The organism is Paraburkholderia dipogonis (genome assembly GCF_042680985.1).
Taxonomy (GTDB): domain Bacteria; phylum Pseudomonadota; class Gammaproteobacteria; order Burkholderiales; family Burkholderiaceae; genus Paraburkholderia; species Paraburkholderia phytofirmans.
In genome coordinates, this window is sequence record NZ_JBHUFR010000010.1 from 1 (window position 1) to 23,816 (window position 23,816).

25 protein-coding genes are annotated in these 23,816 nt (G+C 62.1%); 9 read left to right on the top strand and 16 right to left on the bottom strand.

The genetic code is table 11. From position 1 onward, the window contains the following. Together rfbB and ACFSNN_RS12510 are read right to left on the bottom strand one after the other, a co-directional pair. On the bottom strand, positions 1–1,032 hold a 1,032-nt coding region (gene rfbB, locus ACFSNN_RS12505; protein WP_377779176.1), incomplete at its 3' end, for a dTDP-glucose 4,6-dehydratase. Between the two features lie 469 nt (positions 1,033–1,501). Further along, positions 1,502–2,413 (bottom strand): GDP-mannose 4,6-dehydratase, encoded by a 912-nt coding sequence (locus ACFSNN_RS12510; protein ID WP_134456995.1) that lies wholly within the window; start codon positions 2,411–2,413, stop codon positions 1,502–1,504. A 193-nt stretch (positions 2,414–2,606) separates the two neighbouring features. Here ACFSNN_RS12510 and ACFSNN_RS12515 point away from each other — a divergent pair, with 193 nt between their 5' ends. Beyond that, positions 2,607–3,485 carry a symmetrical bis(5'-nucleosyl)-tetraphosphatase gene (locus tag ACFSNN_RS12515; protein WP_134456996.1) on the top strand — a complete coding sequence of 293 codons (879 nt, stop codon included), beginning with the start codon at positions 2,607–2,609 and terminating at the stop codon, positions 3,483–3,485. 49 nt (positions 3,486–3,534) lie between these two features. Here ACFSNN_RS12515 and ACFSNN_RS12520 read toward each other — a convergent pair whose 3' ends face one another. The 8 genes from ACFSNN_RS12520 to ACFSNN_RS12555 form a co-directional block, all read right to left on the bottom strand. Beyond that, on the bottom strand, positions 3,535–4,389 hold the full coding sequence (locus ACFSNN_RS12520) for a lysophospholipid acyltransferase family protein (RefSeq protein WP_134456997.1): 855 nt from the start codon (positions 4,387–4,389) through the stop codon (positions 3,535–3,537). Between the two features lie 73 nt (positions 4,390–4,462). Then, entirely contained in the window at positions 4,463–5,743 is a 1,281-nt protein-coding gene (locus ACFSNN_RS12525) for a dihydroorotase (RefSeq protein WP_134456998.1), read from the bottom strand. Between the two features lie 120 nt (positions 5,744–5,863). After that, on the bottom strand, positions 5,864–6,889 hold the full coding sequence (locus ACFSNN_RS12530; RefSeq protein ID WP_134456999.1) for an aspartate carbamoyltransferase catalytic subunit: 1,026 nt from the start codon (positions 6,887–6,889) through the stop codon (positions 5,864–5,866). A 196-nt stretch (positions 6,890–7,085) separates the two neighbouring features. Beyond that, positions 7,086–7,625, bottom strand: coding sequence for a bifunctional pyr operon transcriptional regulator/uracil phosphoribosyltransferase PyrR (gene pyrR, locus ACFSNN_RS12535; RefSeq protein ID WP_134457000.1), 540 nt, complete (start codon positions 7,623–7,625; stop codon positions 7,086–7,088). Further along, entirely contained in the window at positions 7,612–8,052 is a 441-nt protein-coding gene (ruvX, locus tag ACFSNN_RS12540) for a Holliday junction resolvase RuvX (RefSeq protein WP_134457001.1), read from the bottom strand. Before ruvX ends, pyrR begins: the two co-directional genes overlap by 14 nt. Then, positions 8,049–8,627, bottom strand: a complete 579-nt coding sequence (locus ACFSNN_RS12545) for a YqgE/AlgH family protein (protein WP_007178990.1) — start codon at positions 8,625–8,627, stop codon at positions 8,049–8,051. Before ACFSNN_RS12545 ends, ruvX begins: the two co-directional genes overlap by 4 nt. A gap of 253 nt (positions 8,628–8,880) precedes the next feature. Next, positions 8,881–10,293, bottom strand: coding sequence for a hypothetical protein (locus tag ACFSNN_RS12550; protein WP_134457002.1), 1,413 nt, complete (start codon positions 10,291–10,293; stop codon positions 8,881–8,883). A gap of 270 nt (positions 10,294–10,563) precedes the next feature. Continuing rightward, complete coding sequence (locus tag ACFSNN_RS12555; protein ID WP_006047743.1) at positions 10,564–10,734, bottom strand: rubredoxin; 171 nt, start codon at positions 10,732–10,734, stop codon at positions 10,564–10,566. Between the two features lie 289 nt (positions 10,735–11,023). On the opposite strand from ACFSNN_RS12555, the gene ACFSNN_RS12560 reads away from it, so the two are divergent. Next, positions 11,024–11,884, top strand: coding sequence for a hydroxymethylpyrimidine/phosphomethylpyrimidine kinase (locus ACFSNN_RS12560; RefSeq protein WP_134457003.1), 861 nt, complete (start codon positions 11,024–11,026; stop codon positions 11,882–11,884). Positions 11,885–12,050: 166 nt separating this feature from the next. Here the strand turns inward: ACFSNN_RS12560 and groL are convergent, their stop codons facing one another. The 3 genes from groL to ACFSNN_RS12575 all read right to left on the bottom strand — a co-directional run bounded on the left by groL (position 12,051) and on the right by ACFSNN_RS12575 (position 15,410). Further along, positions 12,051–13,691 (bottom strand): chaperonin GroEL, encoded by a 1,641-nt coding sequence (gene groL, locus ACFSNN_RS12565; protein ID WP_106310160.1) that lies wholly within the window; start codon positions 13,689–13,691, stop codon positions 12,051–12,053. A 55-nt stretch (positions 13,692–13,746) separates the two neighbouring features. After that, positions 13,747–14,037 (bottom strand): co-chaperone GroES, encoded by a 291-nt coding sequence (gene groES, locus ACFSNN_RS12570; RefSeq protein ID WP_007178996.1) that lies wholly within the window; start codon positions 14,035–14,037, stop codon positions 13,747–13,749. Between the two features lie 416 nt (positions 14,038–14,453). After that, the gene (locus tag ACFSNN_RS12575) at positions 14,454–15,410 is read right to left on the bottom strand and encodes a helix-turn-helix domain-containing protein (protein WP_134457004.1); all 957 of its coding nucleotides are present in this window, start codon (positions 15,408–15,410) and stop codon (positions 14,454–14,456) included. 95 nt (positions 15,411–15,505) lie between these two features. Here ACFSNN_RS12575 and ACFSNN_RS12580 point away from each other — a divergent pair, with 95 nt between their 5' ends. From ACFSNN_RS12580 to ACFSNN_RS12600, 5 genes are all read left to right on the top strand, one after another. After that, positions 15,506–16,750, top strand: coding sequence for a DUF1479 domain-containing protein (locus ACFSNN_RS12580; RefSeq protein ID WP_134457005.1), 1,245 nt, complete (start codon positions 15,506–15,508; stop codon positions 16,748–16,750). A gap of 73 nt (positions 16,751–16,823) precedes the next feature. Further along, complete coding sequence (locus ACFSNN_RS12585; RefSeq protein ID WP_134457006.1) at positions 16,824–18,071, top strand: ABC transporter substrate-binding protein; 1,248 nt, start codon at positions 16,824–16,826, stop codon at positions 18,069–18,071. A gap of 434 nt (positions 18,072–18,505) precedes the next feature. Beyond that, complete coding sequence (locus ACFSNN_RS12590) at positions 18,506–19,222, top strand: transposase (protein WP_134457007.1); 717 nt, start codon at positions 18,506–18,508, stop codon at positions 19,220–19,222. A gap of 308 nt (positions 19,223–19,530) precedes the next feature. Further along, positions 19,531–19,812 carry a hypothetical protein gene (locus ACFSNN_RS12595; protein ID WP_134457008.1) on the top strand — a complete coding sequence of 94 codons (282 nt, stop codon included), beginning with the start codon at positions 19,531–19,533 and terminating at the stop codon, positions 19,810–19,812. A 38-nt stretch (positions 19,813–19,850) separates the two neighbouring features. After that, on the top strand, positions 19,851–20,255 hold the full coding sequence (locus tag ACFSNN_RS12600) for a DUF2471 domain-containing protein (RefSeq protein WP_134457009.1): 405 nt from the start codon (positions 19,851–19,853) through the stop codon (positions 20,253–20,255). Positions 20,256–20,548: 293 nt separating this feature from the next. Here ACFSNN_RS12600 and ACFSNN_RS12605 read toward each other — a convergent pair whose 3' ends face one another. Both ACFSNN_RS12605 and ACFSNN_RS12610 read right to left on the bottom strand, forming a co-directional pair. Next, positions 20,549–20,965, bottom strand: coding sequence for a VOC family protein (locus tag ACFSNN_RS12605; RefSeq protein WP_134457010.1), 417 nt, complete (start codon positions 20,963–20,965; stop codon positions 20,549–20,551). Continuing rightward, complete coding sequence (locus ACFSNN_RS12610) at positions 20,962–21,492, bottom strand: helix-turn-helix domain-containing protein (RefSeq protein WP_134458996.1); 531 nt, start codon at positions 21,490–21,492, stop codon at positions 20,962–20,964. The genes ACFSNN_RS12605 and ACFSNN_RS12610 overlap by 4 nt, the downstream gene beginning before the upstream one ends. A 277-nt stretch (positions 21,493–21,769) precedes the next feature. Between ACFSNN_RS12610 and ACFSNN_RS12615 the strand changes: the two genes are divergently transcribed. After that, positions 21,770–22,588: a class I SAM-dependent methyltransferase gene (locus ACFSNN_RS12615; RefSeq protein WP_134457011.1), complete on the top strand. Its 819-nt coding sequence runs from the start codon at positions 21,770–21,772 to the stop codon at positions 22,586–22,588. 80 nt (positions 22,589–22,668) lie between these two features. Next, positions 22,669–22,887 (top strand): DUF3331 domain-containing protein, encoded by a 219-nt coding sequence (locus ACFSNN_RS12620; protein ID WP_244322779.1) that lies wholly within the window; start codon positions 22,669–22,671, stop codon positions 22,885–22,887. A 10-nt stretch (positions 22,888–22,897) separates the two neighbouring features. Here the strand turns inward: ACFSNN_RS12620 and ACFSNN_RS12625 are convergent, their stop codons facing one another. Then, positions 22,898–23,584 carry a TetR/AcrR family transcriptional regulator gene (locus tag ACFSNN_RS12625; RefSeq protein ID WP_134457012.1) on the bottom strand — a complete coding sequence of 229 codons (687 nt, stop codon included), beginning with the start codon at positions 23,582–23,584 and terminating at the stop codon, positions 22,898–22,900. Between the last annotated feature and the right edge of the window lie 232 nt (positions 23,585–23,816).

Genomic DNA, 23,816 nt, shown 5'->3' on the forward strand with positions numbered 1-23,816 from the left:
CCACTTGCGATAGTCGCCGGAGGCGACCTCGTCCGACCATGCCTGATTGTCCAGATACCACTGGACCGTTTTCGCGAGACCCGTTTCGAACGTTTCCGCAGGCTTCCAGCCGAGTTCGCGTTCGAGCTTGCGCGCGTCGATTGCATAACGGCGGTCGTGGCCCGGACGATCCTTCACATACGTGATCTGATCGCGGTACGACGCGCCCGTCTTCGGGCGCAACTGGTCGAGCAGGTCGCACAGCGTGTGGACCACGTCGAGATTCTTCTTCTCGTTCCAGCCGCCGATGTTGTACGTCTCGCCCGGCGTGCCGCGCGCGAGCACTTCGCGGATCGCGCTGCAGTGATCGCCGACGTACAGCCAGTCGCGCACGTTCTGACCGTCGCCATACACCGGCAGAGCCTTGCCGCCGAGCGCGTTGGCGATCATCAGCGGAATCAGTTTCTCGGGGAACTGGTACGGACCGTAGTTGTTCGAGCAGTTCGTGGTGAGCACCGGCAAACCATACGTATGATGGTAGGCGCGCACCAGATGGTCGGAGCCTGCCTTGGTAGCCGAGTAAGGGCTGTTCGGCGCGTACGGCGTGGTCTCGGAGAATTGCGGATCGGTGGCGGAGAGCGAGCCGAACACTTCGTCGGTCGACACGTGCAGGAAACGGAACGCGGCCTTGTCGGCCTCGCCGAGCGCAGTCCAGTATTGACGGGTCGCCTCGAGCAGCGTGAAGGTGCCGACCACGTTCGTTTGCACGAAATCAGCCGGGCCGTGGATCGAACGATCCACATGGCTTTCGGCGGCGAAATGCAACACGGCACGCGGCTTATGCTCGGCAAAGAGCGCGTCGAGCGCGGCGCGATCGCAGATATCCGCGCGCACGAAAACGTGCTTCGGATTGTTTTGTTGCGACTTGAGCGTACCCAGATTGCCGGCGTACGTCAGCTTGTCCACGTTCAGTACCGCTTCGTCCGACGCATTGAGCCAGTCGAGCACGAAATTGGCGCCGATAAAACCGGCGCCGCCCGTTACCAGAATCATGAAATTCCCTTCTAGATGTTGGTGGCAGATCGAAATGGTTTGACTGATCTGCCACCACGCGTTGTGGTGTCGGAATCTTGTGGACGCCCGCCGCCGCCCCTGTGCACTACGGGTGGGCGCTCAAACGCCAATCTTATGAAGCCCCGATTATAAAGCCGCCAAAGGCAAAAACTAGAACCCTAACAACTTGAAACAGCTTGACAAGTTTGGTTTCCATCAGTTAATTCGGCCGTCACACTTTCGTGACGCATGTTGCAGTAAACGGCCGCAAGCGTGATGGACCGCCGCGCCGACGGAACGGCTAGCGGTCTTACTGAGCGTAATGCACTGGGAAAAACGGAAGCAAACGCCGCACACACCTGATCAAATCAGCCTGCAATGCGAGGCATTATGATTGTTTATACGCGAACGAAAGTCGCGCGTCACGGTGACGCAAAAAGATGGCGGATCGTCGCGCAAATGCGGCTGATTATGCCGCCAGCATCCAGCGCAGCGTATCCATGAACGGGATAGCTTCGACTTTCGGCACGAGCGTGCGCAACTTGGCTGGCGAGCCGGCCAGCATCTTCACATCGGTCTGCCGCACGAAGGCGGGATTGATCTGAATCTCGAGTTCATGCCCGGTCAGATCACTCGCCGCCGAGAGGACTTCGCGCAATGTGAAGGGCGTGCCCGTGCAGACATTGACGGTTTCCGAGGCGGCCTCGGAGTCGAGCAACGCTTCGTAGGCGCTCGCCACGTAGCGTACGTCGGAGAAATCTCGCGCGACGTCGATATTGCCGAGTTCGATCGACGGTTCGCGGCGCGCGAAGTGCTCGACGATCTTCGGCACGAGGAAGTTGGACGCCTGGCCGCGGCCGGTATAGTTGAACGGCCGCACGATTAGAATCGGCAGGCGGTCGAACCAGGTCCGCACCATCGTTTCCATCGCCGCCTTGCTGGCCGCGTAGTGATTGACCGGCGTGACGGGAAAGCTCTCGTCGATCGCGGCGCTCGTCACGTTGCCGTAGACGTTCGCGCTGCTCGCGATCAGCAGCTTGCGCGGCGTATGACCGGCGGCGGCGCACGCCTCCAGCAGATTCAGCGTGCCGATCACGTTGACGCGGTAAAAGTCGAGCGGGTCGTTATGGCCTACGAAGCTGATCGCAGCGAGGTGGACAATGTAGTCGGGCCGCGCGATTTCGATCGCGCGCCGGCAGGCATCCGGCGACGTGATGTCGAGCCGCAGGCGCGTCCGCGTTTCCGGCTCGTCGCGCCCGGCGATCGTTTCGATCACGGTGTGGCCGCGGCCGAGCAGGTTGTCGACCAGATAGCGGCCCGTAAAGCCGCTTGCCCCGGTGACGAGCGTACGAATAGGTTGCTCTGCATGAAAAGACGACATGCTTTCTCCATTCATGAAAGTCATCCTGTTGTGTCGCAATATCGTGAGCGCCCCGAGCCGAGCCGCTTGCCAGCGGCGCCTCACCCGATATCAAGCCTTCAAACGGGCTATTATGTCACGCTAATATGTTGCATTGCCCAACGCGGCACGCCTCGTGCGTAACAGCGTGTATCAAACCGCACCCACTTCCTTGATGACACCCGCCACTACGTCTTCCGCTCTTTCCGATCCGTCCCCACACCCGCTCGCTTTCGGCGATCTGCAAGGCTGCCGCACGCCGTTCCAGCGCCTGCTGGCCAAGGCCGCGCCGCCGGCCGGCACGCCGCTGTGGTTCGCGGGCGACCTGATCAACCGCGGCACGGAGTCGCTGGCTACGTTGCGCGACGTCATCGCGCTCGGCGAGCAGGCGGTGCCGGTGCTGGGCAATCACGATCTGCATCTGCTGTCGGTGTCGGCGGGGATTCGCAAGTCGAAAAAAGGCGACACGATCGACGAGATTCTTGCCGCGCCGGACGCCGCCGACCTGCTCGAATGGATCCGCCACCGTCCGATCGCGCACTTCGACAATGGCATGCTGATGGTTCATGCGGGTGTGCTGCCGCAGTGGGACGTGAACCTCACGCTCGAACTCGCCGACGAATTGCAGCGCGCCCTGCGCGCGCCAAACTGGAAGGAGACGCTCGCCGGTTTGTACGGCAACGAGCCGAACCGCTGGAAACCCGGACTCAAAGGCATCGAGCGGCTGCGTTTGACATGCAGCGCATTGACGCGCATCCGCTTCTGCAACGCCGAAGGCACCATGGATTTCAGCAGCAGCGGCGGCCTGAATGCGGCGCCGCCGGGTTGCATGCCGTGGTTCGACGTCCCTTCGCGCAAGACCGCCGACGTGACCGTGGTGTTCGGTCATTGGGCCGCGCTTGGCCTGATTCTGCGCGACAACCTGATCGGTCTCGACTCAGGCTGCGTATGGGGCGAACAACTGTCCGCCGTGCGTCTTGCGCAAAAACCCGCGGAACGCACGCTGACACAGGTCGAGTGCGAGAACTGCCGCGCCGCGGCCGGTGGCAACTAAGCAGCCGCGCCGGCTCAGTAACGTGTCGGGGTCGACCGTAGGACGAATTTCAGGCCGAACGCCCTGACCGGTCGACCTGATCGACCTGATCAACCGGTTCTTCGATCAGCGTTGCCACGGCGGCGGATGTCGCGGCTCGCTCCGCCATCACCGCGCCGGTCATCGCAGCGCCGCTCTGCATATCCCGCAATGCGGCCGCGATCACGCCTTCCGCTTCGGCCGCCAATGTGCGCCGGTCCGCGCCTGGCGCGAGCGGTGCGCAGACATAGATATGCGCGATGAGCGGTCCGCCTCGCAGCAGCAGATTCAGCGAATCGGCGAGTGACAGATCGTCGATATAGGCAGGCGCGGTGGATTGCCGGCCTTGCGCGTCTTCATACATGATGCACAGCGGCTGCACCGGCACGGAGGCCGACACGGCCGCCTGAAACATGTTCGCGTGAAACGGCAGCACCGCGAGACCGTTGGACGTAGTGCCTTCGGGAAACACGCACATCAGCTCCCCGGCGCTCAGGCGGTCGGACAGTTCATGCATGATCCGCTTCGCGTCGCTGCGCTTCTCGCGCTGAATGAACACCGTGTCCAGTTGCTGCGCGAGCCAGCCGACCACCGGCCATTGCCGGATCTCGGCCTTCGAGACAAACGGCGTAGGCCGCCACGCGTTGATCACATAGATGTCGATCCACGAAATGTGGTTGGCAACCACCAGCGCGCCGCGATCGAGCCGCGCGCTGTCGTTATGCACGACGAGCCGCATGCCGCATAGGCGCAACATCTTCAGCGACCATTCGCGATTGAGCGTGTGACGCACCTCGGCGCTGGCTTTGGGAAAGCGCGTCGCCACGATCCACATGCCGTGCAGCAGATGAACGACGAGACGGGCCTTGCGTAACGCGAGCTTCATGGTCGGAGCGTTCCTGATTGGGCCAGTGATCTGGCCTATAAGCGGGACAATGCGCGTAGCAACACCGCGGCGATCAGTCCTGTTCGAATGCGACGTGCCCGGACACGATGGTCGCCCGCACGCGCGCCGGCAGTTCGTAGCCGAGGAACGGCGTGTTATGCCCTTGACTCTTCAGTGCGCGCGGCTCGACACGCCAATGCGCATTGCGGTCGAACACGCAGAGATCGGCCACGCCGCCCACGGCGATACGGCCGGCCGCGTCCAGCTTGAGCACATCGGCCGGCGCCGTGGTGATGCGGTTCAGCGCCTTCGCGAGCGGCACGCGTGCCTCATCGGCCCACTTCACCGTCAGCGACAGGAACAGCTCCAGCCCGGTCGCGCCGGGTGTCGCCTCGGCGAACGGCAGCAGCTTTTCGTCGTCGTCGACCGGCGTGTGGTCGGAGCAGATCGCGTCGATCGTGCCGTCGACCAGGCCCGCGCGAATCGCTTCGCGATCGCGCTGTTGACGCAGCGGCGGGTCGAGCCGGAACTGCGCGTCGAAATAGCCGATGTCGAGGTCGATCAGATGCACGTGATTCACGGTGACGTCGCACGACACCGGCAAGCCCTCGGCCTTCGCCGCGCGCATCAACGCAATGCCCGCCGCCGACGACACGTGCGACAGATGCACCCGCGCGCCGGTCACGCGCACCAGTTCGAAAATGGTGTGCAGCGCGATGGTTTCCGCCGACACCGGCACGCCCGAGAGCCCCAGCCGCGACGCCAGTGCGCCGCTCGCGGCGACGCCGCCCTTGCCGAGATAGGCGTCCACGGGACGCAGCCACACGGTATAGCCGTAGGTGTTCGCGTATTGCAGCGCGCGCATCAGCACCTGGGTGTCGACCACTGGCACGTCGGCCTGCGAAAAGCCGATGCAGCCCGCTTCGGTCAACTCGACCATCTCGGTGATGACCTGCCCTTTGAGGCCGACCGTCAGCGCGCCGAGCGGATAGACATGCGCCTGGTTCAGATTGCGCGCGCGGAATTTGAGCATCTCGACGAGGCCCGGTTCATCGAGCGTCGGATCGGTGTCCGGCGGGCAGACGAGGCTCGTCACGCCGCCCGCGAGCGCGGCGGCCATTTCGGATTCAAGCGTCGCCTTGTGTTCGTAGCCCGGTTCGCGCAGACGCGCGGACAAATCGACGAGGCCCGGCACGACGCAGAGACCTTGGGCGCCGATTGTCTTCTCCGCGTGGAAATCCGCAGGCGCGTTGCCGATCGCGGCGATCTTGCCCGCTTCGATAAAAATGTCCTGCTGCTGTTCGGTGCCCGCTACCGGATCGATCAGCGTGCCGCCTTGAATATGAATCTTCATGCGCTGCCTTATGTTCAGCTGAGTTCAGCTAGTTCCGCGTGACGTGCCGCGGGTTCGTACTGTGCGTGAGTGACGCGGCGCTCTGCATCTGCATCTGCATCTGCATCTGCATCTGCAAGATCAATCGTGATTGCCCGCGACAATCCCCATCACCGCCATGCGCACCGCGATACCGAAAGTCACCTGATTCAGAATCACCGATTGCGGACCGTCGGCCACCTGCGAGTCGATTTCGACGCCCCGGTTCATCGGTCCCGGATGCATCACGATCGCGTCGGGCGCGGCGAGCGCGAGGCGCTCCGGCGTCAGGCCCCAGCTCTTGAAATATTCCTGCGCCGAAGGCAGCAACGCGCCACTCATGCGCTCGTTCTGCAGACGCAGCATGATGATCACGTCGACGTCTTTCAGGCCTTCGTCGAGGTTGTGGAACACGCGCACGCCCATCTGTTCGAGGCCACCCGGCAAAAGCGTGCGCGGACCGATCGCACGCACTTCCGGCACGCCGAGCGTGGTCAGCGCGTGAATGTCCGAGCGCGCGACACGCGAATGCAGAATGTCGCCGACGATCGCCACGCGCAGCTTCGTGAAATCCTTCTTGTAGTGGCGGATCGTGTACATGTCGAGCAGCCCCTGTGTGGGGTGCGCGTGACGCCCGTCACCGGCATTGATCACGTGCACGTGCGGCGCGCAATGCTGGGCGATCAGATACGGCGCGCCGCTCGACGCATGACGCACGACGAACATATCGGCATGCATTGCCGAGAGGTTGTTGATCGTGTCGAGCAGCGACTCGCCCTTGCTGGTGGACGACGCGTTGATGTTCAGATTCAGCACGTCCGCCGACAGACGCGTCGCGGCGATCTCGAAGGTGGTGCGGGTGCGCGTCGAGTTCTCGAAGAACAGGTTGAACACCGACTTGCCGCGCAACAGCGGCACCTTCTTCACTTCGCGATCGGTCACGCTGACGAACTGGTCGGCGGTATCGAGAATGTGATTGACGATCGCCTTCGGCAAGCCCTCGATCGACAACAGATGTTTGAGCTCGCCGTTTTTCGTGAGCTGCGGGTTGCCCTTGAGGAAGCCGTAACGGAAGCGCTCGGCGGCGCTATCGGCGGAATCCTTGGGAGCCTGGGTGGCGGTGTTCATGATGTACCTGCTTCAAATACGGGCTTCAACGTGATCGGTGTCGATGCGGACTGCGTGTGACGATGCCAGGCTGTGCTTCGCGCGTTGAGCTGCGACGACCGGCTTGAAAATTCTCTTTTGCGTGGCGCGTGATGGTTCGATGCGAAGCGTGAAATGCGACGGATTCGAGGCACACTCGCGCAGTTTCGCGCCGCGTTCAATCGACGCGTGCTTCAGTGTGAAAAGTGAAACGCGGCTGGTCTTGCGCGCCGTCCGAACGGGCCAGGACGAGCGTGGCGTCGGCGGGAATGTTCACCACACCGCCGACAAAGCGCGCCGCCACCGGCAATTCGCGTCCACCGCGATCGGCCAGCACCGCCAGTTCGACCGATGCCGGGCGGCCGTAGTCGTACAGCTCGTTGAGCGCCGCGCGAATCGTGCGGCCGGTGTAGAGAACATCGTCGACCAGCACGATGCGGCGGCCGTCGACCGAATACGGCAACGAGGTGGGGCTCGCCTGTGAGTGCAGGCCTTTTTTTGCGTAATCGTCGCGATGCAGCGCGACGTTCACCACACCGAAGCTCGGCAGCTTCAGGTCGCGCGCCAGCCGTTCGGCGAGCCACGCGCCGCCGCTGTATATGCCGGCCAGCACGGCGCCCTCGGCGCCGTCTTGCCCGGCGCCGAGCTGGTCGCCATACACCGCGCGAATCTGGTCGAGCAACGCGCGATAAAGCGCTTCGGCGTCAATGGAACTCATGATCGTCGGAAAGTCCGTCTAGATATTGCTGGAGGATGATGCTCGCGGCTTCGGCGTCGAGCATGTCGGCGCGGCCGTTGCCGGCGCGGATTTCCGCCTTCGCCTCGACCGACGAATAGCGTTCGTCGACCCACGTGACCGGAAGATTGAAGCGGCCATTCAGCTGGTTGCCGAAGCGCTTCGCGAGTTGCGTCATTTCGTGCGGCGTGCCGTCCGGATGCAATGGCAGGCCGACCACGAGCACGTTTGGCTTCCACTCGGCAATCAGCTTACCGACTGCCTCGAAGCGATATTCGCGGCTGCGGTTCTGCACGATCACGAGCGGCCGCGCGCGACGTGTCAGCGAATTGCCGACCGCCACGCCGATGCGTTTTTCACCGTAGTCGAACGCAAGCAGCGTCGCCTCACGTCCGGCCGGCAGACTCATGCGTGGCCCGCCTCGCCCGACAGCATCGACAGGTTGATGCCGAGCAAGGCCAGCGCCGCTTCGAGACGTTCTTCGGCAGGCACGTCGAAGACGATTTTCGGGTCGGCTTCGACCGTCAGCCAGCCGTTCTTCGAAATCTCTTCTTCGAGCTGGCCCGCGCCCCAACCGGCATGGCCGAGCGTGAGGAGAAAACGCTCCGGACCCGTGCCGCTCGCCACGGCTTCGAGCACGTCTTTCGACGTGGTCATCTCGAGGCCGCCCGGCACCGACATGGACGACGTGTACGCGTTGCCGTCTTTCGGATCGTGCAGCACGAAGCCGCGCTCGGTTTGCACCGGGCCGCCGAAATAGACGGGCACATGGAGAAGGGGTTCGATCTCGAGCTTGAGATCGATGCGACTGAAGAGCGCTTGCAGGTCGATGTCGGTCGGCCGGTTGATCACGAGGCCGAGCGCACCGCGCTCGCTGTGATCGCAAAGGTAGACCACCGTTCCTGAAAACGTCGGATCCGCCATGTTCGGCATGGCGATCAGGAACTGGTTGGTCAGATTGATGCGATCGGTACTCTTGGACATAGTTCGGATTTTAGCAAAGACGATGCAGGATGGCGGGGCTTTGAGCGTGGAACCGCGATGTGTGCCATGGAACGTGCCGCGAGCCATCGACGGCGAATCAAGTTGCACTCTATCACGCACGCGGGCGCTCGCCACGGTGCGGGTTCGCGAGGCTTCGCGGCACACGGGTTGCGTGCCGCCGGCTTGTCTCATTGCGGCCCGTTGCTGCCGGCCGGCGGAGGGCGAGGCTTACCGGTTCGGTCACGCATCTCGCTCACGCGCCGCCCTGCTCGATCGAGCGAGTCAAGGCGGCCAGCGCGGTGTTGCCGCCGGGCGGCGCGACGCCCGCCGCCACTTTGTGCAGCGTGGCGCGCAAGGCTTCGGCGGCTTGCTCGAGCGTGCTCGCCGCCGGCGCGCCGACGATCACGTGCGCGCGCACCGCGGGCGTCGAGACGCCGGCATGCGCGCGACGGCGCCACGCAAGCCCCAGTGCATCGGCCAGCAGCGCCACATGGCCGAGGCCCAGCGCGCATGCGGCGGAGCCGAGCCGATAAGCGGCATCGCCCGCTTGCAGCGCTTCGCTCGGATCGGCCTTCTCCGGCTGCTCGGCTGCACGGGCATGCTCGGACAACGCGGAGATCGATGCATCCGCCGTCTGCAGAAAATCTTCGTAGGCGTTCACATTGACGGCCAGCACGCCCAACTCACGTGTCAACGCGCTACGCGTGGCGCTGATCGCCTGGGCCTGCACGGCGCCCGCTTCCCACAGCATTTCGGACGCCTGGGTGGCCGCGACGTGCCAGTCGACGGTCAAGCCGTAGTCGTGCAGGACTTCCACCTGATCGGCGTCTTCGGCGGCGGCGCCGAATAACGCGTAGTCGCGCCACAGCAGCGCAAGCGTTGCGCGCACGAGCGAGCGCGGCGCAAGTTCGATGCCGCGCGCATGGTCGGCGAGCGCGAGGTTGCAACGGGCGTAAAAACGCCGCGCGTCGGTTTCGCCCGCGGCGCGGCCGCTGACTCGCAACGCCTTGGCGCAAGCTTTCGCGAGGCGCCAGAAATCATAGGGTTCCGGGCCGGCGAGTTCGCCGAACACGGCGTCCAGTTCGTCGAGGGCCGCATTGGTAACCGCCAGCGCCGCCGCACTGCCGGTGTCGGCCTGCGAGCGCAGCACCGGCAGCAGCGCGCGCTCATAGCGCGCCCGCAGATGCGCCAGTTGATCGGCGGACTGCGCGTACAGCGAGACCGGCGGCACCGGCCGCGCGGTCAACGCGAGATCTTCGAAGGCAACGGTGGAACCGGGCGTGTGCTCCGACAGATGCGCGCAGAGCGCCCGGTAATGATTGAACAGCACGGGCGAACAGGACAGTTCGCGCAGATTGTGACGCTCGAGCGCGGCGCGGAAGTCGCGCAAGGCCGCGCCGAACACGGGCCGGGCGTTGACCGCGTCGGCCGGATCGCCCTCCGCGAGCGGCGACAGCCGCACCAGCGCGTCGGCGAAGCGCTGTGCGCTCAGCCAGCCGGCTCCGCGCAATGCGTGTGACGCCCGCAACAACGCCGACGTGCTCTCGCTGTGCTGTTCGAATGCCAGCAGCGCCTCAGCCAGCGCGAGTTCGGCGGGACGCACAGCGCCGCCGCGCGGATTCGGCAAGGCATCGAAGGAAACGGGTGCAGCGGATTGAGGAGTCATGGGCAGGCGACACGAAGCTGACGGGCCGTCGCCTCGCGCCGCACGCAGACTGATCGGCTAACGCGCGAACCGGCGACGGGACAATGACAGACTAACGTTGCGACACGGCGCGACCGAGGACGTTCCGCGTCGACGCATTCGGGCAAACCTCAGAGCGCACCACGTGCGTTCGATCCGGCGCGTCACGCCGGCGGCTGCGAAACACCTTGCCAATGCCGCGCCGCGGGCATGCGGCACGGCCCGCAGCCGGCCTGCCGGCTGCTCCCGACTTCAGATCTGGACCATCTCGAAGTCTTCCTTACGCGCGCCGCACTCCGGGCAGGTCCAGTTGATCGGGACGTCTTCCCAGCGAGTGCCCGGCGCAATGCCTTCGTCCGGCAAACCGGCTTCTTCGTCGTAAATCCAGCCGCAAATCAGGCACATCCAGCTTTGATATTCCATTCTTGTGTCGCGTCGTAGAGTCCGTGGAAACGGGAGCCATGATGGTACCGTGTTGCCGCCCCAATGCCTAGCAATCGAAACGCGCAATCGTAGCGTGCGACGGCCTTTGGCTATGCAGTTTGCGTCGGCTGGCACAGCGGTCGCGGCGTCGTGCCGCGCGCCGGCCCGCGCCTGCTTGCTGCGACACATCGCGAGATGCGAAAAAACGCCCTCGGGACGGTTTAGGCCGCATAATTGAGTCGATTGCGCACTCTCTGCGCCTAAATTCAGCTCCTTTCCGCAAATCTTCATGCCCAGCGACACGCCTCCGATCGTCCTCACCTTCGGCCTTTCCGATCCCACCGGCGGGTCCGGCCTGCAAGCCGACCTCATGACCCTTGCCAGCATGGGCTGCCATGGCGTCTCCGTGCTCACGGGCTACACCGTGCGCGACTCGGCAAGCTGCGACGAAGTGACCGGGCTCGACCCCGAAGTGGTCGCGACCCAGGCGCGGATGCTGCTCGAAGACATGCCGATCGCCGCGTTCAAGGTCGGCGCCTGCACCCGCGCGGAAGTGGTGAGCGCTATTGCCGAAGTCGTCGCCGATTACGACGATATTCCATTGATTCTCGCCCCCGACTTCACGCTCGACGACGAGCACGTGCTGTCCGCCGACGAACTGCGCGAAGCGATCGCCGACCTGCTCGCGCCGCAAACCACCTTGCTGGTCGCCGATTCGGCCACGCTGCTCGCGCTCGCCCAACCGGACGGCGACGCCGAAGCTCCGAGCCTCGACGCCGCCATCTCGCATCTGCTGTCGCAAGGCTGCGAATACATTTTGTCGACGGAAACCGGCACGCACCGGCACGTCAATACGCTCTTCAGCGAAGACGGCCAGTTGCGTCAGGACATGTGGGACCGTGGCAGCCAGCGGATCATGGGCTTGACGGATACGTTGGGCGCGGCGATCGCAGCTTTGCTGGCGAATGGCCAGGATCCCGCCGAAGCGGTGCGCGAGGCGCAGGAGTATTTGTACCAGGCCGTGCGCAATGCGTTCCGGCCGGGCATGGGCGCGTATATGCCGGATCGGTTCTTCTGGGCGCGCAGCGCCGACGACGAAACGCCGCCGGCAGCCGGCAAGGACGCGGCGCCGGGCGAAGCGCGGCACTGATAGTTGATGGCCGGCGCGAAGCGCCGGTCTGTTTCGCGCCCTTCATCCTGAAACAAACGCCCACAAAAAAACCCGCAAATGCGGGTTTTTTTGTTTGGGAAGCACGCCTCGCGGCGCACTTCCCCATGTGCTTCCAACTGGACCTCGCAGTGAGGCCCAATCGAGATTACATGTCCATGCCCATGCCGCCCATGCCGCCGGGCATGCCGCCAGGCATCGGTGCATCTTCCTTCGGCAGTTCGCAAACAGCTGCGTCGGTCGTCAGCAGGAGACCCGCCACCGAAGCTGCGTTTTGCAGCGCCGTGCGCGTCACCTTCGTCGGGTCGACAACACCGGCGTCGACCAGGTCGACGTACTCGCCGGTTGCTGCGTTGTAGCCGTAGTTGCCTTGGCCAGCAGCAACTGCCGCCACCACGACGCTGGCTTCTTCGCCGCCGTTCGTGACGATCTGGCGCAGCGGCTCTTCCATCGCGCGCAGCACGATCTTGATACCTGCGTCCTGATCGGCGTTAGCGCCCTTCAGGCCGGCGATTGCCGTACGTGCGCGGATCAGTGCGACGCCGCCGCCAGCCACGATGCCTTCTTCCACAGCTGCGCGCGTTGCGTGCAGTGCGTCTTCGACACGCGCCTTCTTTTCCTTCATTTCGACTTCGGTCGCAGCGCCGACCTTGATCACTGCAACGCCGCCTGCCAGCTTGGCAACGCGCTCTTGCAGCTTTTCACGGTCGTAGTCCGACGTTGCTTCTTCGATTTGCGTGCGAACCTGCTTCACACGTGCTTCGATGTTCGCGGCTTCGCCAGCACCGTCGATGATCGTCGTGTTTTCCTTGCCCACTTCGATACGCTTCGCTTGACCCAGTTCAGCCAGCGTTGCCTTTTCGAGCGTCAGGCCGGTTTCTTCAGCGATGACTTGACCGCCGGTCAGGATCGCGATGTCTTCTAGCATAGCCTTACGACGATCGCCGAAGCCCGGAGCCTTGACAGCAACGGTCTTCAGAATGCCGCGGATGTTGTTCACAACCAGCGTAGCCAGCGCTTCGCCTTCGACGTCTTCTGCGATGATCAGCAGCGGACGGCCAGCCTTGGCGACCTGTTCCAGTACCGGCAGCAGATCACGGATGTTCGACACCTTCTTGTCGTGCAGCAGCACGAACGGGTTGTCCAACACGGCAACTTGCTTGTCCGGGTTGTTGATGAAGTACGGCGACAGGTAGCCGCGATCGAATTGCATACCTTCGACCACGTCCAGCTCGTCTTGCAGCGACTTGCCGTCTTCAACTGTGATGACGCCTTCCTTGCCGACCTTGTCCATCGCTTCAGCGATACGGTCGCCGATCGACGAATCGCTGTTTGCCGAAATCGCGCCGACTTGAGCGATTTCCTTGTTGGTCGTGCACGGCTTGCTGATCTTGCGCAGTTCTTCGATTGCGGCCGTCACAGCCTTGTCGATACCGCGCTTCAGGTCCATCGGGTTCATGCCCGATGCAACGTACTTCATGCCTTCGCGGACGATCGACTGAGCCAGGACCGTTGCGGTCGTGGTGCCGTCACCTGCGTTGTCGCTGGTCTTGGAAGCCACTTCCTTGACCATTTGCGCGCCCATGTTCTGGAGCTTGTCTTTCAGTTCGATCTCTTTCGCGACCGAGACACCATCTTTCGTGACCGTCGGGCCGCCGAAGCTGCGTTCCAGGACAACGTTGCGACCCTTCGGGCCCAGCGTGACCTTCACAGCGTTCGCGAGGATGTTCACGCCTTCAACCATCTTGGCACGGGCGGAATCACCGAATACGACGTCTTTAGCTGCCATCTTCTAACTCCTTGAATTCTTTAAGATATGACCGGGAAAAGTAGCGGCTTGCCGCTTACTTCTGCACCACGGCCATGATGTCTTCTTCGCGCATCACGAGCAGTTCGTTGCCGTCGACCTTAACGGTCTGGCCTGCGTACTTGCCGAACAGGACGCGGTCACCAACCTTCACGTCGAGCGCGATTTGAGCGCCCTTGTCGTCGCGCTTGCCCGGGCCGACTGCCAGAATTTCGCCTTGATCCGGCTTTTCTGCTGCGGCTTCGGGGATCACGATGCCCGACGCGGTCTTGGTTTCTTGATCCAGACGTTTGACGATCACGCGATCATGCAAAGGACGAAGGTTCATACATACTCCTCTCTTGATTGAGACTGAAGAACGCTGAGAAAACCCGGCTGGCTGAGCCAACCGGCGATGTTGTTAGCACTCTCGTGCAGTGAGTGCTAATTATATGGACGGGTGGTGACAAATTCAAGAAGGGATGCTGCGGTTGTTGAGATTTGCCGAGACTCGGTTAACGTTGAACTTTGGTCGCTGCATTTCGCACTGTCTCCGTTGCCGGGAGTCGCTGAGCGTCGGTTGATTGTTATAGAAAAAACAATAGGTTAGGTTGAGTCTCCGCCGCAGATTGATCTTTCGCCCGTATCAGGCACATTGCGCGCTCACGGCTCCTCAGCCCTGCGCGAAGCCTACCGCCGCGACCCAGGGGAATCCCGTAGCGCCATTCTCCGACCAATATTTTGGTGCCCAGCCGCCCGCCTGCGTTACGCAATTGATTTCGGTAGTCGCGGGTTCCGTTGCAACGAAAATGAGCGTTCGTTGATCCGCGGACCGGTGTCTGTTTCGGCAATCTCGCCGGCCGCGAACTGTTTGCGGTAAGCGCCGGGCGTGAGTTCTTTCAACGCCTTGAATTGCCGGTTGAAGTTGGCGACGTTCGGAAATCCAGACCGGGCTGCAATCACGGAAACAGGCGTGGAGGTGTGCGCGAGCATCCGGCAGGCATGTCCAATCCTGACCCGCGCGATATATCGCCCGACGCTCTCTCCAATGTGCTGCTCGAAGTAGCGCGCCAGAGAACGCTCCGACACGTTCGCAGCCTCGCACAGCTCGGATAAACGCAAAGGTTCAGCGAAGCGCAAATCGATCATCGAAAGCACGCGGTTGATACGCTCCGGTTCGTGACCTGAAGGACCCTCCGTCCGGTCGCTAAACGCGGCAGGCGAAGCGAGCGGTTCACCGGGTGCTTCCGCTAGCGCGCACAAAACATTTAGCACGACCGCAAGGCGTTCGCGCGGCGCGTTGGACAGAAGATCGTCGAGTTGGCCGTGCATGGCAGCGGCGACCTCCGGACTGAATGCCAGCCCGCACGCCGCCCGCCGTAGCAGGTTACGCAACGGCGCATATTCCGGGCAGACATCAGCCAGTCGCCGCGCCCATTCGCCGCCGAACCAGATCACGACGGCAACCTGAGGGGACGCCGCGTCGATCGAGCGATTCGACGCCCATGTGTGAGGAAGATTCGGCGGCACGAGAACCAGGTCTTTCTCTACATAGTCCGCAATCGAATCTCCGATGTAACGCTTGCCTTGACTGTTCAGCGTCAAAGTCAGTTCGTACTCGGGATGATGGTGCCATTCGAACGGAATGCGCGGCAGACGCCGATGGTAAACCCGGACCGAGCAGTCGTCGCCAAATTCGACGTGTTCGTATGCTGGTTTCATGGCAGAAGACGCAAAGAAATTGTCTGAATGGTATCACTTTTACGCGTGCGGTCAGCCTATCCTGCGGATACACCAGAACCCACAAGGAGACGACCATGGCACTCATCATCGACGATTTGCCGGCAGCCATCCGGCAGGCCAAGCAGGAGCTTCGCGCACGACTTCCGAACTATCGTGATGTTTTCGCCGAGGTCGATGAAGCGATTCGCGCCGAAGCCGGCAGAATCGCCGCGCAACGCAATCGCGGCGAAAACGTGATCCCGGAAATCCAGTTCTCCGACATCGCGGAGCAGCGCATGAGCGCCGAGCAGATCGAACTCATCAAAACGCATGGTGCATGCGTGATCCGCAATGTGTTCGACCGCGCGCTGGTGGAAGGGTGGGACCGTGACATCGCGGACTACGTCGAACGCAACGACCTGGAGACGCGTCTGCAGAACCGCGCCGAGGACAAATACTTCGGCCAGCTCGCGTCGAGCAAGCCACAGATTTACGGCGTGTACTGGTCTAAGCCGCAAGTCCTCGCGCGCCAGGCGCCGTCGCTGACTGCGGCACGCGTCTTTCTGAACCGGCTGTGGCGCAATGAAAGCGAAGGCCGGGTCCATTTCGATCCGGAGCGAGTGCCGGTTTACGCTGACCGGATGCGTCGGCGGCCGCCTGGTTCCGAGTCATTGGGCTTGTCCGCGCATTGCGACGGCGGCTCGGTCGAGCGGTGGATCGAGGCGAATTTCCGCAAGGTGTACCGGCATGTGTTCGACGGCAACTGGCGTCGATATGATCCGTTCGATGCCGCGTTCCGGCCCGACGTGGAAGAGATCGCGTCGCCCGCGGTCTGTTCGATGTTCCGCACGTTTCAGGGCTGGACCGCACTGACGCCGCAAGGTCCCGGCGACGGCACGTTGCAACTCGTGCCCATTGCGAATTCGATGGCCTATATCCTGTTGCGCGCCCTTCAGGACGATGTCGCCGACGACGACCTGTGCGGCGCGATGTCAGGCCGCGCGCTCTCCATCAAGCCGGAATTTCACGCGCCGCTGTTCGACGCGCTCTCATCGATTCCCCACATGCAGGCGGGCGATACCGTGTTCTGGCACAGCGACGTGATCCACGCGGTCGAAGACGCGCATCGCGGCGCGGGCTACAGCAACGTGATGTATATCGCGTCGGCGCCCGCGTGTGCCAAGAACGATGAATACCTCAAGCGGCAGTTGCCGAGCTTCCTTGAAGGCAAGAGCCCGCCCGACTTCCCGACCGACCATTTCGAAGTCGACTTCGTAGGACGGGCAACCGCCGAAGATCTGACGCCCCTCGGGAAAGCCCAGCTCGGTTTCGATCTGTAGGGACTGCGTGAACGCACGCCATCGTGGCGTGCGCCTGCCTGGTGATTCATAAAGAAAATTAACGGAGACAGCAATGAAAAGAACACTCACGTCAGTTGCAATTGTCGCATCGACCCTCGCCACGGGCGCACAGGTCGCAAGCGCTGCCGAGTCACTTTCTGTATTGCACTGGTGGACCTCGGGCGGTGAATCGAAGGCAATCAGAGTGCTTAAGGACGACATGGATAAACAGGGCTACGAGTGGAAAGACTTCGCCGTAGCCGGAGGAGCGGGTGCGGCTGCCATGACGGCGTTGAAGACCCAGGTCATGTCCGGCAACGCACCGTCGGCTGCGCAGATCAAGGGGCCGTTGATACAGGACTGGGCCGATCAAGGCGTGTTGGTCGATGTAGACAAGTCCGCCACCGACTGGAAAGCTCAACTCCCCGCGCAGATCAACACGACCATGATGTCAAAAGGCCACTACGTGGCTGCGCCATTTTCGGTGCACCGAATCAACTGGCTGTGGATCAACAAAGCCGCCCTCGATAAAGTGGGCGGCAAGCCGCCGACCACATGGCCCGAATTCTTCGCGCTCGCCGACAAGTTTCGGGCTGCGGGCATTACGCCCGTCGCGCGTGGTGGCCAGCCCTGGCAAGACATGACCATCTGGGAGACGGTGGTGCTTTCTCAGGGCGCGGATTTTTATCGCAAGGCCATGATCGATCTCGATCAGAAAACACTCACTTCGCCTCAGATGTTGCAGGTGTTCCAGACTGTCCGGAAGATTCAGGGTTACTTCGACAAAGGCTCGACCGGTCGCGACTGGAATCTCGCGACAGCGATGGTCATCAACGGATCGGGTGGGATGCAATTCATGGGCGACTGGGCGAAGGGTGAATTCGCGAATGCGAACAAGAAAGCCGACGTCGACTATATCTGCGCGGCTGCGCCTGGTACGTCGAACGCCTTTACCTACACAGTAGACTCGTTCGTGTTTTTCCAGCAGAACGGCAAAAAAGAAGCGACGCCCGGACAGCTTGCGTTGGCAAAGACAATCATGTCGCCCGCTTTCCAGGAGCAATTCAGTCTTTACAAGGGTTCGATTCCGGTCAGGCAGGATGTTTCAATGGACAAGTTCGACGCCTGCGCGAAGAAGTCATACGCGGATGAGCAGGCCACAATTAAATCCAAAACGTTCTTTCCCTCGTTTGCGTTTGGTGACGTTCAGTCGTCAGCCACCGAAGGCGCGATTACCGATGTCGTGACCGGCTTCATGAACTCGAATGAAGACCCGCAAGAGGCAATGCGCAAGGTCGCCGCTGCAGCGAAGGTCAAATAGGTACGAGCTTCGCAGCCGCTCGCGAAAATCAAGCGGTTATGCAAGGTCATTCGAGGATATGTGGTGACCTTTATGAACGTCTCCTCCATGTCTCCATGGACGTGGATTTAGCCCGCCGTTCGCGCGGGCTTTCTTTTTGTCGGAGACCCTCGCAACCGACGTATTGTCGTTCAGACGGACACATATTGGTGCCGGATGACATAGGCAGAGCGTCTTAAGATGGATCGTGCGCCACTGCTATTCAGCGGTGGCATAAAAAGATGCCGATTGCGACCGGCAAATCATCGAAAAGAGGCCAGAAAAAAGCCCTGTTCGTGACGCAAGCGCACGCACACGACCGATAGAATTTATTCCGATACGCACGTTACGCAACGTCACGCGCCCGACACCTGTCGGATCGTTTTCTCACATCGGATTTCCCCGGTTAATTCAGCATGACACGGCTTGCACGGCACTACGTCCCAGACCAACCGCAGCACGTTATCCTGCAGGGGCTCACAGGGCCCGCATTCCTGGACGAAGGAGACTACCGGTACTTCCTCGCCTGCCTGGCCGACGCAGCGCGTGTCGCCGATCTTGCAGTCCACGCGTGGGTACTCATGCCCGACGCGGTACAGTTCCTTGTCACGCCTTCATACGAGTCGAGCGTGGCCATGGCGATGCAGGCGGTCTGCCGTCGCTATGTCGAAACCTTCAACCGCCGCCATGGGCGCCGCGGAACAATGTGGCGTGGCGAGTACCAGGCGACGGTGATCGAACCCGACCGTTATTTCCTGCTCGCGAGCCAGGCCATCGATCATGCGCCGGTGCGCAACCGCCTTGTGGTCGAGCCGGGACACTACCCGTGGTCGAGCTATACGCATCACGTCGGGCTGCGTGTCGATAGCTTCATCAAGGATCATCCGCTCTACCGGGCGCTCGGCAATACGCCGTCCGAACGCCACCGGGCTTACCGCGATCTGGGCGCACAGGCTCTCGACGAGCGCGATGTCGATAACCTGATGCAGTCGACGCTCAAGGGCTGGGTGCTCGGCAGCGCCGCATATTGCGAGTGGGCGGCGCAGACCGCCAACCGACGTTTGATGCCCCTGCTGCTGCGCGACCGGCCGCGCAAACTTCAGACGACGCGCGCGCTCGAACACGCGGGCTGATCAAAAGATCGTCGGGGTAGAAAAGTTCATGGCAGTGTGGGCACTCCGGTATGCCCACAGTTGCTAATGCGACGCCCAAGTTGCACCTCTTGCGTCCCGCCGGCCGAACCTTCCAGACCCTCATCCAAACACCGGAAGATCGAGCACAGGTACGTCGTCAGCCGCCTCCGCGCGGCCGACGACCGACCGCGCACCGAGCTTGATCGCCCTCTTCTCTTCCCGCCGAATCCGACATCCTGCGAATTGACTTGCATCCCGGCCGAATACTGTATAAATTTACAGTACTGTTTTTATATACAGGATCGGCCATGAACCAACTCATCCGCATCTTGAACGACGGTGACCGCGAAACGCTTGCGTGGTTGCGCAAGCATGTCGGAGACGTGCGTGTGGCTGCCGCGGCACGACATCTGGGAGGCAACGGCAAGCCGTATCTATCCGCCGTGTGCCGCTATCTCGGCGTGCGTCCGCCCATGCCTCATCAACTTAGCCGGCCTGTTGAAGACTGCACGGTCGGCGACAACCATCTAGCCCAGATCCGCGAATTGTTGGCACAGCGAAACCGGGCATTGTTGAAGCATCAGTTTTGATGCTGCGAGTTACTGCGAATTCTCAGGAAGATAACAATATGCTTAACGACGCTGCTCTTGATATGGATGTCCACGAGATCAACCCCGCAGCCCTCGAGCGCGCGCTCCGCAGCGCGTCGCTGGACCTGCAGCAGATCATTGCCACGGTCGCAAGTCGTCACCTCGACACGGGTCGTCGCCGTCACTCGAATAGCGCGCGATTGCCGACCTGGCGCGCGCTGCTCACAATCGATGAACAGGTTTTTGAGAATCGGGGCTTCCTGGCCAGGCACAACGAGACAGTACGTTCGACGTTTGTGCGGTTCGAGGACAGTCGTTTGTGCGGGATGGATCTCGACGAACCCGTCGACTGGCGGCGTGACGACGACAACCTGCCAGCCGTTTACCTGCTCGTGCGGGCACTGGTGCAGGCCGACGCTAGTGATATGGCCACTCAGGACTGATGCGCGGCGTCAGCCGTTGTCGTCATAGTTTTGGATGCGCTCCAGAAGTCGCGCGGCGAATCCTGATGTCGTTCGCGATTCCACCGACGGAGCCATCGGCTGACACGCCCGTAGGCGACCAGCTATACACACGCTGCGTCGCCCTTTACAACGCCGTGCTCACGCGGCAAAAGCCCTCGACAATAGCGAGGCGGAACGCGCCATCAACTCCAACGTGTCAATGGGAAACGAGTGTGGTCGACCAATGAAGTGAAAGAGCACTATCCGACTCGCAACGACGTCTGAATAGTTTCTCACGTCCCGCTCCGCGGCTCCTGAATCATCTTCCAACCGTTACCGGCGGGGTCGCGAAAACCCGCATCGACGCTGCCGAAGCGGTCCACCGGCTCCTGGGTGAATTCCACGCCACTTGCCTTTAGCCGGGCGTAGCTCGCGCGGCAATCGGACACCAGCAGGACGAGCGGCGGCATGGCGCCCTTCGCGACCATCGCACGCAGGGTCTGCGCGGTGGCGTCGTCATGGATGGGCGGACCGGGTCTGAACAGCCCGAGCTGGAACGAAGGCTGATCCGGATGCTGCACCGTTAGCCACCGGTAGGCGCCGTTGACCACGTCCGTATGGACGCGGAATCCGAGTTTGTCGACATAGAACTTGAGTGCTTCGTCCTGATCGTCGACGTACAAGCCCACCACACTGATACCCTGGTTCATGAGACCTCCTTGGTTGATGTGGGCAATGTACCTTTGACCGAGCGGCGACGCTTCTCCAAAACTGCGATGGTGAGATCGGGACGCTGGGCGGCCTTCAGAACGCAGGCGGGTACGCGGTCGAGCTGCTGCATGCCGGCCTGCGCCTCGCGGCGCATGGCGCTGGGGCTCCGACCGTTGATGTCGCGGAAGACGCGGCCAAAGGTGCCCAGGCTCTCCCAGCCAGTGGCGAAGGCGATTTCCGTGATGCTGAGCGCCGTGTCGCGCAGCAGCGTATTGGCTTGCTCGATGCGCCGCGTCAGCAGGTAGCGATGTGGCGGGATGCCGAAAGCCCGCTTGAAGGAACGCGCGAAATGGGCCTCGGAAACGCCACTGACCGCGGCCAGCCGTTCGACCGGCCAAGCCTCGTGCGAAGCCGCGTCCATTCGGTCTTTGGCGCGCAGCAGCCGACGCAGCAGCGCCGGATCCTGCAACGTGTCCGTGCCGGCCGGCGCCGCAGACGAAGTGAGTGGTGGATTGGATTCGGCCATGGTCGTCAATGATTCGGCATCGCTGGCTGCGAGCGTAGTGTGTCGAAGACGGATTACGGAAACGTCGGCACCGTTGGTGAGTCTCGACGTTGGCAGGCCGTACTGCGCCTTCATCCCGGTTAATTCTAACGCGCTGGATGCACGGTAGCCGCGCCGTGGCGCAACCAATGGGCGCTCGAAGGGTACGCAAAGCGGGCAGCAAAGAAGCCCCCGGTGAGACGACTGTTCAATTCGCCCCGCTGCGCCTAACATTGCCTGAAATGCAGTGGGGAGGCGTATGAACAGCTTCGGTACCGATACTCGCTTCACCGGCTCGATCGCCGAACTCTATGAGAGCCACCTTGTTCCGATGCTCTTTGAACCCTACGCCGCGGATCTGGCGAACCGGGTCGCCGGGCGTCATCCGTCACGCGTGCTCGAGACCGCGGCCGGCACGGGCGTAGTGACCCGCGCGATGGCGCATGCGCTACCCATGCATGTCGAGCTGATTGCAACCGACCTGAATCAGCCGATGCTCGATCGCGCCGCTGCAATCGGCACTTCGAGACCAGTGAGGTGGCAACAGGCAGACGCGACCCACCTGCCGTTCGACGACGCGAGTTTCGACGTCGTCGTCTGCCAGTTCGGGGCCATGTTTTTTCCGGACAAGGCGCATGCGTTTTCCGAAGCTCGGCGCGTGCTTCGTCGCGACGGCGCGCTGTTGTTCAACGTCTGGGATCGCATTGAAGAAAACGAGTTTGCCAATATCGTCACGACGACGCTCACCGGTCTCTTCCCGGCGGATCCGCCACTTTTCTTAGCGCGCACGCCGTACGGTTATTTCGACCCGGCGATCATTTCACGCGACCTGGTCAATGCGGGCTTCCGAGAGGCTCCACGCTTCGAGACCATTGCGGCGCGCAGTCGTGCGGCATCGGCGCTTGTGCCGGCCGTCGGCCTTTGTCAGGGAACGCCTCTGCGCAGCGAGATCGTGGCGCGCTCCGGCGGCGCTGTGGATGACGCGACGTCAGCGTGCGCCACTGCGATTGCCAAGCGCTTCGGGACGGGGCCGGTCGACGGTAAGATCCAGGCGCGCGTGGTCATGGTCCAAAGCTGACCAACGATACGAACGCTCGCCGGCGCGGCGACTCCAAAAATACACACCACGGCCATTATTATGGATAGCTGAATGACAACGTGAGAATAGTCCATGAACGCATCGGTTATCTCTGCCCTGGCTGCACTTGTCGGCGCTGCATCGCGAGGAAAGCCGGGGTTTGCGCGCTGAGCGGCCAGAAGGTTGCAAGAGGCGATGCCGTGTATCGACCGAGGCATGCTCGACCTGCACCACGAAATGTCAAAGCGATGATTCTGGCTACCGTCACGCAAGCAACACCCGTGGAAGAAGCTGGCTGAAATGTCGGACTCACCTTGCCTCTGAACGATGAGCGAGTGCAATCGCATCGAGCCCTGCCAGCACGAACCGCACAAAATCCTCTGCAAGCGCATCCTTGTCCTTTGCGACAGCCGGCAACAGCGCCGACTGCATCTGCTTGGGCGCGATCATCATGGCGACGCAGGGCAACACGGTAAACATCAAAGCCCGCTGAACCACGGGCGTGGTCGGGTCCAGACCCAGCACTTCGCCGATCACCTTGAGCAGGAGAGCGGCTTTCGGACGCACCGCTTTCTCGATGAGCGCCGGGATAGCTTTCGACGGCGACAGCACTTCGCGCAACATCAGCATGAAGCCCCAAGGCGTGCCTGTGCTCGTTGAAAGACCCAGGAATCGGGAAAGGATGGCACGCAACCGATCCCTGGGATCGTCGAGGCCCGCGACAAGCGCCGCCAGCTCGTCAAGACCCACGACTTGCCGGTGTGCCTCGACCAGCGCCGCTTCGTAGAGCGCCTCCCTGCTGCCAAAGTGATAGTTCACCGACGCCATCGGTGTGCCGGCACGCTCGCAAATTTCCTTGCTGGTGGCATCCGCGAAACCACGTTCGGCAAACACCCGGCCCGCAGTCTCGAGCAGGTGCTGACGGGTCGCCGCGCCGTCTTGGCGCGAGGCCCGCTTAGGCTGCGTCGCGGTTGTTTTTTTCGGACTCGTCGGCATAGTCGAAGGCTGTCATTCCAGAAACAGTTTGAATTTGAATTCAAATTCGCATAGCATTAATTCTACTTCATCTGCGTCCGGTCCGCGAACGGATGCACCGGCATGGAACGCCGAGTCACCAAGGCAGCCGGATCGCCCTCGCGGAGATTGCAGATTGCGCTCGCCGCGTGCTTCTTCTCGTGCTGAGTCGATCCGCCTGATGTGCCGGTCGCGGTTCCATGGGATTTTAATT